The organism is Acetobacterium tundrae (assembly GCF_008086615.1).
GTDB classification, from domain to species: domain Bacteria; phylum Bacillota; class Clostridia; order Eubacteriales; family Eubacteriaceae; genus Acetobacterium; species Acetobacterium tundrae.
The window spans coordinates 85,465-97,349 of the sequence record NZ_RXYB01000009.1 but is presented as its reverse complement, the minus strand read 5'-3'; the positions used below and the strand labels follow the sequence as shown (position 1 = coordinate 97,349).

Here is an 11,885-nt window from a genome sequence, read left to right as displayed (position 1 = left end):
TTCACACTCCTAAAGGTTGTGATTCCCACCGGCCTTTTTTTAGTATCCAATATTCCTTATATCCACAACTTAATAATATCGCTTCCGCTTCATTAAATTCATTTATAATTCCTTCAACTGAATGAGTATCTCCGCCGATTGTAATGGGAATGTTTCGTTTACACATTTCTGGTATCATCCAATCTGAAGGATACCGTCCAACTCCAGGTACTCGCATATTAGCCCCGGTATTAATCTCCATTCGGGTATTTGTCATCACAATGACATCTAGGCAATGTTTAACCGTCTCCTGATACCAGGTATCTTTCTCATTAAAAAAGAAATTGCCCTGATTGTATTTTTTTATGAGATCGATATGGCCTAAAATATCAGGCTGATACTTTTTTACCATATTGCCAATAGCTTTATAATAGTCCTCAATAAATTTTTGTGATCGATTATCATAGTATTTTCTGATTCCCTTGGCAAAATCCTCCTGAGAATCATCAATATAAGAAACGTCATCACTGCAAGTGGATCCGATCGTGTGAATGGACATAATGGTATAATCAAGTCTTGGCCATACTTTTTTTGCAAGTTCAGAAATATCTTTGCGATCGATGAAATAATCAATTTCCATTCCGCAATAGAGTTCAATTGATAGGGCATACTTTTTTTTGAGATTAGCTACGTCTTTAAAATAGTTTTCGAGATTTGCCTCTTCCATCGTCCAATCATTTAAAAATGGCAATGGCATATGGCTCGATAATCCCATACTTTTAAGACCTGCTTCAATGCCGGCATTAACCATTTCTTCTAAAGTGTTTTTTCCATCACAATAATTAGAATGCACATGATAATTTGCCTGTATCATTTTGATCCCTCCAAAAGTTTGCATGTGCTGATTGTATCATGCTATGTATTTTAAAGCAAATAAAAAAAATTGCCTATAAGACAATTTTTTAAATATTTTATAAAATTTTATTGAGAAAGCTTTTTGTTCTTTCTTCTTTTGGATTCAAAATAACATCTTCCGGTGTTCCCTGTTCGCAAATGACGCCTTGATCCATAAAAATCACCCGATCCGCAACTTCTCTTGCAAACCCTATTTCATGCGTCACAATAATCATTGTCATTCCTTTTTCAGCAAGATGCCGCATGGTTCCCAATACCTCGCCGACGAGTTCAGGATCAAGCGCCGAAGTCGGTTCATCAAACATCATTATTTTAGGATCCATTGCCAGTGCTCTGGCAATGGCTACACGTTGCTGCTGCCCACCTGAAAGTCTTGATGGATACTCATCTTTTTTGTCAGATAAACCCACTTCTTTCAGTAAATCCAAAGCTATCTTTTCGATCTCATTTTTGTCCGCTTTTTTAACAATTATTGGCGCAATTGTAACATTATCAATAACAGAAAGATGTGGAAAAAGGTTGAAATTTTGAAAAACCATACCAAGATCGGTACAAAGAGTTTGTACCTTTACCGGATCGATTTTCATAAGATCCTTATTGTTTTCTCGTTTATCTGCTAATTCATCTTCAATATATATTTCTCCGTCAGTGATCCGCTCCAAATGGTTTAGGCAACGTAACATCGTGCTTTTACCAGAACCACTGGCACCAATAATACAGACGACTTCGCCTGGTTGGATTTCTAAGTCAACGCCTTTAAGAACTTCCAAATTTCCAAAAGACTTACGAACATTCACTAATTTTACCATACTCATATCAATTTCCTTGTCTTTCATAAACGCCAAGTTTCTTTTCTATTTTATCAAAAGCAACCTGAATAATGGTGGTTAAGAATAGATAAATTGCCGCTGCATAAACATAATAGATCCAGTTTCCATCAGAACTTGCCATTGTTTTTACGGTTCTTAATAAATCAAAAAGTGCAATTGTTGATACCAATGACGTATCTTTAAGTAACATAATAAATTCATTGCCAACAGGTGCAACCAGTCTTTTAAATGTCTGTGGAATAACAATTTTAGTCATCGCCTGACGATAACTCATTCCCAGTGCCTTTGCTGCCTCCATCTGCCCGCTATCGATGGATTCAATTGCGGCCCGAATAATCTCAGCAAGATACGCAGTAGAATTCAAAGAAAACGCAATAAATGCACCAACCATCGGATTGATATTAAAAGTCATCCCGGTAGAATCAAGATAAATAATTGGAATAGCAAAATAAATAATAAACAGTTGAAGCAATAAAGGTGTTCCTCTAAAAAACCATATATAAAACCATGATACTGCATTGGCCACCTTGTTTTTTGAGAGTCTTCCGAGTGCAACAATGACACCAAAAAACGCCCCCAAAATAATTGCTACTATTGCAATCTCAACGGTAATAACTGTCCCATCAAAAATTGCCCATAATTGGGTTTGATTTAACACATTGATCTTCCCTTCATTATTAAATTATGAACCTCTGTTCATATTAATACATGAACAGGACTTGTCACAGTAACTGCTACAAGTCCCATTCAATTTTCTTATTAAATTTTGTCGTTTTCTATTCAATAACAGAAAGCTTTGTATTTATGTCTTTCGTCATGTCTTCATTAAACCATTTCATAGAAATCTCAGTCAATTTTCCATTTTTCTGAAGCGTTTTAATTGCTTCATTGAATTTTTTTGTTGTTGCCGTGTCGTCTAAACGAGATGTAATACCAATTGGTTCATTGGTCAAAACATCAGAACTTACAACAAATAAATCAGGATTTTGGGCAACATAATACTTAGCTACGCCAACGTCAGTAATAACATTGTCGATTTGTTTGCCTTGCAGTGCTGCAAACGCATCCAGCATGCCATCATATTCTTTTATTTCGACGTTAACGCCTTCTTGTTCTTTCAATTTTCCGGCCGCGATATCAGCCGTTGTTTGAATCTGAGCGCCTAATGTCTTTCCCTCAAGTCCTTTGAATGTTGTAACAGGTGCAGCATCTTTTCTGGATACAATGACAATACCATTTGAAATATAGGGATCTGTCATGCTGAATGACGCTAACCGTTCCGGTGTAATACTCGTACTGGAGATAACCGCATCATATTGTTTTGCCGTCAAACCATTAAAGATGCCATCCCATGAAACTGTTTTAAACTCTACTTTAACCCCTAATTGATCAGCTAATGCATTCGCAAAGTCAATATCAAATCCCACTAATTCGTTTTGATCATTTCTAAACTCCATTGGTAGATACGTATCATCGACAGCAACACTTAATACCCCATCTGCTAAAGAGTCTTCTGAAGCTGTTTTGCTTCCAGATGAACATCCGGTAAAGGCTGGTACTAACAACAAAACCGCAGCAAGGGTTAAACCCAAAAATTTTTTATTCATAATTTTCTCCTTTCTAAACTTCCTAATGTGGTTAATTATATATTATTTTGAATATATACACAAGTTTTTTTAAAACGCACAACACCATGTTTATGAAAAAGTTTTAATGAAAATGCTAATGATATTTAATCCCCCCAACCAGGTTCCCAGACTGCTTCCGAGATTAGTGAAAACTACTACCATTAAAACTTTTGTCACTTTATTATGCCATAATCCTTTAAAACTGCCAAGATCTTTAGGCAAGGATTCAAAATCTTCAACTTTCGGCTTCCGATAATGAGCCTCGACAATGCCTGAAAACCATCCTGCCGCTAATAAAGGATGCAACGTTGTAATAGGTGCCACCGCAATGGCGGTTAATATTGAGAGAATATGACCACCGGCAATAAATGCTCCCAGCCCCGCCAATAGTCCGGTCCAGAGAATCCACGATTTTGCCTGTTCCCATCCAGAACCAGGATTGAAGATAAAAGTGATCACAATTATCGCAATCAGCATAATGGGAATCATCCATCCGATCACTTTTCCAACCTTCGATTTTGGTGGAATGAACTCTAACTGGGAAACATCGATGTCTTTATTGATTGCTTCTTTTATTCCGGGAATATGGGCCGCACCAAGAACAGCAACGACCTTGTCACCAGGTGCATTTTTAATTTTTTGTGATAAATACTGGTCTCGCTCATCAACAAGGTATTCTTTTACCCCTTTAAAAGCCGATCCCATTTCTGACAATGCCGCTGTGAGCATATCTTCTGACTTAAGGCTTTCCAAATCTTCTTCCGTAATTTCTTCATCATCGACAACGCTTAATGCAATTGAAAAAATGACCTTGATTTTCTCCCAGAAGCTACACCCTCTCCAAATACGATTAAAGGTTACCTGAATACTGCGATCTGCCAAAACAAGTTCAGCGCCATATTCTTTTGCACAGGCGATACCTTCCATCATCTCTTGTCCCGATTCAATTCCAAATTGTTCTGCTAATTTTCTCTGATAATTTGAAAGCAAAATATTTACAAACATAAATCCTGCTCGTTTGCTTTTTATTATTTGAACGATATCAGTATTGGACCATGCATCTTTTTGTTCAATTGAATCATAACGTTGTTGATCTAATTCAATACAGATTGAATCCGGCTGTTCTTTTTCTATGGTTTCCCGAACTTCAGTAACACTGTTTTTTGATACATGGGCTGTTCCAATCAGAATGATCTCTTTCCCATTAACATTAAGCCGAGTTATATTGCTTGATTCCAATGATTCTCCCCTTTTGTTTTCTTTTATATAAGATTAAATCAATTAATGTTTTTGCATCCAAACCATTAAGTTCTTGCTACTTCTTAATCACAGCCACCGAGTCACGAATAATCACTTCATGAGGGACATAGACATTATTAACGGTTCGGTCGCCATCTTTTTCACATAATTTGATCAGCATACGCATTGAAATCGCTCCGATATCATACATAGGTTGAGCAACAGTGGTTATTTTGGGCCTTGTCCATTCTGAAATCCAAAAGTTATTAAACCCGCAGATACTAATGTCTTCCGGCACCTTTTTCCCCATTTCTTCTGCTTTGCGAATTGCCCCAAGTGCGATTTGGTCATTAAAACAGCATACACAGGTAAATTCAATTCCCAAATTAATGGCTTGTTCCATCAAACTGTAACCGCCTGTCAGACTGAGTTTTGCCTCCAATATACGACTATCATCAAATTCAATGTTTTTTTCTTTAAATGCCTTTATAAAGCCTTTTTTTCTTTCTTTATAAATATAACCTTCTTCAACTTCATCAAAGAATAGCATAAACTTTTCATGTCCCATTTCAATGAGTTGTATCGCCAGTTCATAAGCTGCGGCCTCATTATTAATCAATACCCCGCTGAGAAAGCCGCTATTGTCTGGAATACAGCCCAAAACAACTTCGCTCGGAGCATCAATCAGCTCTTTTTGCATTTCCTCGCTTAAATCTTTTCCGACGTAAATGATCCCATCACATTGTTTTTCAACTAAAACATTAAGAGCTTTCATTTCTTTTTCCGGATCAAAATCAGTATTGCTTAAAATAATATTGTAATGATAAATTCCGCACACATCCTCTGCCCCACGGACAATCTCAGTATAATATGGATTGGTTATATCCGGAATCATAATTCCCATGGTGTTTGTTTTTTGAATTTTCAAACTTCTTGCGATTGCATTGGGTTTATAACCCGTTCTTTTTATGGCCTCTAAAACCCGTTCCCTTGTTTCTTCATTAACCAAAGGAATATTATTTACAACACGTGACACGGTAGCAACCGAAACATTAGCTTCTCGAGCAACATCAACGATTTTAACTTTCATTTTTTCACCTTTCAATTTTTAAACAGGAATCCTGAAACCTTAACAACCGTCTCCCACTTCTTTCATCGCCTGTAATATAAGTTGTGGTGCACGACGACATTTCTCTTCCGACACAGCACATGGAGCAAATCGAAGGCCTTCTCCCAAAGGCACTACAAAAGTATTCTTCTCCATCAGACGATCGCTCACTTTTTGGGGATGATCACAAGGAAGACTGATAAAAAAGCCATCACAATAAGTAACCATTTTTAAACCAATTTTATTTGCCTCTTCAACAAAAGCATCAGCACGTCTTCTTAAGATAGCCTTATAAAAGCTCTGTTCCGCCATTGCCTGATTATAAAGCTCTTCATCACTGAAAATTCGAGTAATGGTTTCCATGGCACCACGTGTTCCATTTGACCAGTTGCCACGATTGGAATAGGTACAGGAGTTTGCAAATTCTGTTGCAATTTCTGCTGTCGGTGCCACACAAATAATGGCACCATTTCTTAATCCATACATGGTATAACTCTTTGAACAGGTATAGGCATATAATGTCAGCACATTATGGGGCATTCCTGTCAGCATTTTCATGAATTCTCGGGCTTCATCACCTTTACCCGCAAAATCGATATAGGCCAGGTCAACCAGTAAAATAATTTTAGACTCTGGTTGTGCTTCAGCCGTTTCGATAACAAATGCCTTGATTTCTTTCCACTCTTGATTGGAAATGGTATAACCGGTTGGATTGTGAGCCGGAGTATTTAATACCGTTAAAACTCTTTTTTGCTTTTCCAATAACTCCAGGACACTTTTCTTGTAACCCTCCAGATTAAAGCCGCCCTTTTTATTATAAAGTGGGAAAGTTGCGATTTTTCGGTGATTATCATCGGCAATGGTTTCATACGCGGACCAGCGCCAATCAGTCAGCAGAATAGCATCCCCTAATTCAGTATAATTACAGAACGCATGGCGAATGGCACCGGTTCCCCCTGGCGTCGCCACTGCGCGAATAAACCCTTCAGGTTTATATGCTTTGAAACATGCATCAACTATTTTTTCTAAAAATTCCGGCTGTCCGGCCAATCCAGAATAATTGGCAATCATGTTGTTTGGCAACGATTTAAGTGTGTCGTATACAGCTTTAAAGGTTACAAGCTCGCCATTATCATCCATTAGCGCCCCAATGGTTGAATTAATAACTGCCTCCGGTCCAAATTCTTTGACTCGCTTTTCGGCTTCTCCGGCAATTTTGAAAATGGGGTCTGTGCCCCCTTTTCTCAAAGACGTTTGAATTACCATTTCCGCTTTTTTCATTTTCATTCCTCCTGCAAAATCCAAAATTTATTTCAAATATTTTTTTCTTTCGGTTTCATATAAGTTATTTCCCTGAGTATCGATTACGACAATCGCCGGAAAATTCTCTACTTCAATTTTCCGAATAGCCTCGGTACCGAGATCTTCATAGGCTAAAATTTCGACCGATTTGATGCAGCTTTGCAATAATGCCCCAGCACCGCCGACACAGCCAAAATATACGGCCACATGATTCATCATGCTGTTGATAACCTTCTCACTCCGATTGCCCTTGCCAATCATCCCACCAAGTCCCTTTTCCAGAAGCTCCGGTGTGTAGGCATCCATCCGCCCGCTGGTGGTCGGTCCGGCCGATCCGATAATTTCTCCCGGTTTTGCCGGACTAGGTCCCACATAATAAATTAATTGATCGGTAAAATCTACCGGCAACGGCGAGCCCTTTTTTAGTGCCTCAATCATCCTCTTGTGTGCCGCATCACGTCCGGTATAGATAGTACCTGATATTTGAACATGATCCCCGGCTTTTAACTTTTTACGGTCCTCTTTACTCATCGGAGTTTTAATATTAATAACAGTCATCTTACAACTCCCTTTCTACATGTCTGTTAACATAGCAGGAAATATTTACTGCTACCGGTAATCCGGCGATATGAGTTGGGAAGACTTCCACATTTACCCCCAGCACGGTATTAACGCCGCCTAAGCCCATCGGACCGATTCCCAAATTATTACAGGCTTCCAGCAGATAGTCTTCAAGAGCGGCAACATGGTCCAATGGATTACGCATCCACAAAGGGCGTCCCAACGCTTCTTTTGCCATCAATGCGGCTTTTTCCATCGTTCCCCCGACACCTACGCCAACCACGATTGGTGCGCAAGCATTAGGACTTCCGGCTTCAACGGTTTTAATGACAAAATCCCGAACTCCAGCCATCCCATCTGATGGCTTTAACATTTTAAGCGCACTGGTATTTTCACTCCCAAATCCCTTTGGTAATATTTTTATTTTTAGCTGATCCCCAGGAACAACCTTGTAATGAATCACCGCCGGTGTATTGTTGTTTGTATTGGTGCGGATGAAGGGATCTGCGACAACCGATTTGCGAAGATATCCTTCTTCGTACCCTTTTGCTACCCCTGCTTGAAGGGCATCTTCAAGACTGCCATCTGCAATCATCAAATCTTGTCCAAAAGATACAAACATCACAACCATTCCCGTGTCCTGACAAATGGGGATGGTTCTTCTTTTAGCCACCTCAAAATTATCCAACATCGTTTTAAGAATCTCTTTCCCGTTTTCAGATTCTTCTGATGATTCTGCTGTACGTAAGCTTTCAAGCATATCTTCCGATAAAAACGTATTGGCTTCAATACACATTTCAGCAACGGTATCAATGATTTTTTTGGTTTGAATTGTTTTCACTAAGTTCTCCTTGAAAATGATCCTTTTTATATCATTCTATTTTATATAATTCTGTTAATTATATCACACTGTTACAGTAAAGTAATGTGATTTTCAATTATTTTCATAAATTTTCAGTGTTAAATAAGTCCCTTGTATTTATGTTGTCTTAACGCTTCAAACAGAACAATACTTACCGCATTGGAAAGATTAAGCGAACGGGCTTTTTCATGATTCTTCATGGGTATTCTAAAACGATTTTCAGGATATGCTTCATGAATTTCACTTGGAAGCCCAGCCGTTTCTTTCCCAAACATCAGGAAGGCATTTTCATCATAATCGATATTATCATAATATTTTTCTGCCTTTGTCGTGAGCAGATACAATTTTGCATCCGGATTTTTTTTAATAAAATCATCAAAAGATTCATAGACGTGCAAATCCAAAAGATCCCAATAATCTAAACCGGCCCGTTTCAAATGCTTCTCATCGAGGGAAAAACCCAAGGGTTTAATAAGGTGGAGCGTGGTCTCAGTTAAAGCGCAAGTTCGGGAAATATTTCCCGTATTTTGTGGTATTTCTGGTTGATAAAGAATAATGTTCATTAAATAGTCCTTTCATTTTTCATATCGGCGCTAGACAAACCAAAAGGAAATACAAGAATCGTATTTCCTCAAAACTGTAGACAAAGCGTAAAAAAATTTCTGAAGATAATAGCAGTATCAATGGTCTCCAGGACGAGGTTTTGGTATGAAATGATAAATCATTTACTATGCAATCTAGCTTTTTTCAGAGATTTCCAGCAATATTTTTTCACTGATTTTTTTTGTTTTCTTCGATTAAATAATCAACTTCGCCAGATAATTCTTCGCCAATGGCATTCACTTTTTCCTTTCCCATTTTAATGGAATGAATGGATAAATAAACACCGCCAAAGACAAGAATAAAATAAAAAGTGATCATTCGCCAAAGAATCATTGCTACCGGGGCATTTACCGCCCCGTAAATAGGTCCAAATATCAGTAAAAAGCCTGCTTCAGCTCCTCCGGCTGCACCAGGCGTTGGTACAAAGGCCACTGCTACATAAAGGATCGCTTGAAGAGAAATAATTGTTACGGCATTAACGCTGTTTAATCCCAAAGACAAGTACACGAAATAGCCAACCGAATAGAAAGCCATCATCTGTATGATCGAAACAAAAAATAATTGCAGAGTTTCTTTTTTTTTATATTTCAGACCTTCAACAGCCAGCTTGTATTCTCCCACAAAATGATCAATTTTTTTACACTGTTTTTCAGAATTTTTAAGGATGTGCAATTTTAGAAGAATTTTTACACAGCTTAGTAAAATTCCCTTTGCCGCATTTGGATTAAACACAAGAATGCCGATAAAAACAATCGCGGCTACATTTAAAACCAGACCAAAAGCAATCAGCCACTTAACGGCATCCAGACTCTGATTGAGCTCCGTCGTACAAAAGACAATCGCGATGATTGCCAGAAAAGTAATTGTAATTTGATACAAAGCATATTTTTGAACAAGAACAGCCGTACCTGTTCCAAGGCCGTATTTTTTTTTCGACATTTCATACAGCTGAATCGGTTGCCCGCCACTTGAACTGGGATCAAGAAGATTGTAATATTGACCAACCATGGTCAGCGTAAAGGCAAATGAAATTTTTTCATTTGAATTTTCCTGCCTCATGAGTTTTAATAACATATAAGCCTCTAGAAACCAATAAAGAAAAACACAGCCAATCCCCAAAAGCAAGAATTCACCCTTTGTTTGTTTGAGTGTATTCTGAAATTCTACCAGGTCAACTTGGGTAAATATAATGATAGCTGTGACACCAATTATTAAAATCAGAAAAAAAGCATTTGAATAGTTCTTCCAGGCTTTAGAAAACCAGCCTTTTTTCTTTTTCTCTTTTTCGCACATTCTTAGTTACCCATTTCCATTCTATAAGATCATGTTTATTATAGCATATCGTCACAGCAAGATAATAAATTTTTAAGTTAAAAAATTATATGATCTATTTTGATTCTTAATTTTATCTTTTTACAAACTAAATGTTATCGCGTTGTTCCACATAAAAAAAGTTCAATTACTCAACCAATTTTTAAAGAATCCTTACTGGAAATTCCAGTCTCCTTAAAAGCAGTTAAATACTTGAACTTTTGACTTTTATAAAAATGAATCGATTCGATAGTTATTATGGTTATTTTTTTTGGTATCCTGTTTTGTATTTGTCCGTGGTAAGAGAATCGAAAAGGTACTGCCTTCATTGGGAACCGATTCTATTTTTATTTTACCGCCATGTTTTTTTACAATGTAATCCGCGATGTTTAAGCCGAGTCCATAACCACCGGTTTCCCGGTTTCGGGCATCGTCCACCCGATAGAAACGACTAAATACTTTTGCCTTTTCTTCTTCCGTCAGTCCGACTCCGGTATCTTTAACGGCAATGACAATATTTCGTTTGCCTTGAGTTATGCACAATTGTACTTTACCGCCTATTGGTGTATATTTAATAGCATTATCGACTAATATTCGCACCGCCTGTTTAAGTCGTTCTTCATCACCGCGATAGTGTATATCCGGGGTAATATTCTCGCTTAGCTCAATTTCTTTTTCATTTGCCAATTCTGTCATAAGCACCACCATTTGATGACACAAAGAAGATAAATCAAACAGTTCCTTCTCAACGGAAAGACTTTGATTTTCCGCTTGTGCTAATAACAATAAATCAGAAATGAGTTTTGCCATTGTCTCACTTTCACTGCCGATGTTGTTCAGCCATTTCATGTTGTCTTTTATCTGTTCATCTTCCTTAAGTTTTAACACCTCCACATTCGTTTGAATGACCGTAAGAGGGGTTCGCAACTCATGAGAAGCATTTGCAATAAACTTTTTTTGATCTTCAAAAGTCTCCTTAATGGGTTGCAGCGATTTTCCTGCCAGAAAATAACTCAGGGGGATTAATACGACAATGGAGCCGACACCGATTAATAATAAGAAAGAAATAATGTAGGCAATCATTGACTTTTCCGTGGTAATCTGTTGAAAAATCTGCAACACATAATCATTAGAATCTTTTGAATACGAAAGAGTATAGACCCGATATTCGACATCATCCGAAACCATTGTATTAAATTGAGACGCCTGATTTTCCTGAATCACTAACTCATAACCCGACATAATTAAATTTCGGTCATTTACTTTCATCGATTTTACAGTGTGGCTGCTATCCCACAAAATAAATTGATATCCCACCTTATCATGAACGGAATCAACTGAATTTATCTGAGGCGGGTCTGATTCGCCATTGTTTTCAATAATCTCTTTGCCAACATTGGTTAAATATATTTCACCGGTAAGATTGAGACTCCATTTCACAAGAAAGCCCAAGAGTAAAATAAACACAAACATAAAAACAACTAGAATAAGGGTGTTAAATAGTGTGATTTTTCGTTTAATTTCTTTAAACATGAGACTTAGTACCC

The 11,885-nt window shown here is 37.6% G+C and carries 12 protein-coding genes; all 12 read right to left on the bottom strand.

The features are described 5' to 3' along the window. Window position 1: 1 nt before the first annotated feature. Window positions 2-853, bottom strand: a complete 852-nt coding sequence (gene hisJ, locus FZC40_RS09095; protein WP_186843839.1) for a histidinol-phosphatase HisJ — start codon at window positions 851-853, stop codon at window positions 2-4. Window positions 854-950: 97 nt separating this feature from the next. Beyond that, entirely contained in the window at window positions 951-1,709 is a 759-nt protein-coding gene (locus tag FZC40_RS09090) for an amino acid ABC transporter ATP-binding protein (RefSeq protein ID WP_279233326.1), read from the bottom strand. 1 nt (window position 1,710) lies between these two features. Beyond that, window positions 1,711-2,382, bottom strand: a complete 672-nt coding sequence (locus FZC40_RS09085) for an amino acid ABC transporter permease (RefSeq protein ID WP_148603570.1) — start codon at window positions 2,380-2,382, stop codon at window positions 1,711-1,713. Window positions 2,383-2,500: 118 nt separating this feature from the next. Then, window positions 2,501-3,331: an ABC transporter substrate-binding protein gene (locus tag FZC40_RS09080; protein ID WP_148603569.1), complete on the bottom strand. Its 831-nt coding sequence runs from the start codon at window positions 3,329-3,331 to the stop codon at window positions 2,501-2,503. A 90-nt stretch (window positions 3,332-3,421) separates the two neighbouring features. Next, window positions 3,422-4,591: a TraB/GumN family protein gene (locus FZC40_RS09075; RefSeq protein WP_148603568.1), complete on the bottom strand. Its 1,170-nt coding sequence runs from the start codon at window positions 4,589-4,591 to the stop codon at window positions 3,422-3,424. A gap of 76 nt (window positions 4,592-4,667) precedes the next feature. Then, window positions 4,668-5,681 (bottom strand): LacI family DNA-binding transcriptional regulator, encoded by a 1,014-nt coding sequence (locus FZC40_RS09070; protein ID WP_148603567.1) that lies wholly within the window; start codon window positions 5,679-5,681, stop codon window positions 4,668-4,670. A gap of 39 nt (window positions 5,682-5,720) precedes the next feature. Continuing rightward, window positions 5,721-6,980: a pyridoxal phosphate-dependent aminotransferase gene (locus tag FZC40_RS09065; RefSeq protein ID WP_148603566.1), complete on the bottom strand. Its 1,260-nt coding sequence runs from the start codon at window positions 6,978-6,980 to the stop codon at window positions 5,721-5,723. Between the two features lie 27 nt (window positions 6,981-7,007). Beyond that, window positions 7,008-7,559, bottom strand: a complete 552-nt coding sequence (locus FZC40_RS09060) for a Fe-S-containing hydro-lyase (RefSeq protein WP_148603565.1) — start codon at window positions 7,557-7,559, stop codon at window positions 7,008-7,010. Between the two features lies 1 nt (window position 7,560). Continuing rightward, window positions 7,561-8,403: a fumarate hydratase gene (locus tag FZC40_RS09055; RefSeq protein ID WP_148567655.1), complete on the bottom strand. Its 843-nt coding sequence runs from the start codon at window positions 8,401-8,403 to the stop codon at window positions 7,561-7,563. Window positions 8,404-8,522: 119 nt separating this feature from the next. Then, window positions 8,523-8,987 (bottom strand): tRNA (uridine(34)/cytosine(34)/5-carboxymethylaminomethyluridine(34)-2'-O)-methyltransferase TrmL, encoded by a 465-nt coding sequence (gene trmL / locus FZC40_RS09050; RefSeq protein ID WP_148603564.1) that lies wholly within the window; start codon window positions 8,985-8,987, stop codon window positions 8,523-8,525. A 208-nt stretch (window positions 8,988-9,195) separates the two neighbouring features. Beyond that, entirely contained in the window at window positions 9,196-10,320 is a 1,125-nt protein-coding gene (locus FZC40_RS09045; protein WP_148603563.1) for a lysylphosphatidylglycerol synthase transmembrane domain-containing protein, read from the bottom strand. A gap of 246 nt (window positions 10,321-10,566) precedes the next feature. After that, entirely contained in the window at window positions 10,567-11,871 is a 1,305-nt protein-coding gene (locus FZC40_RS09040) for a sensor histidine kinase (RefSeq protein ID WP_148603562.1), read from the bottom strand. Between the last annotated feature and the right edge of the window lie 14 nt (window positions 11,872-11,885).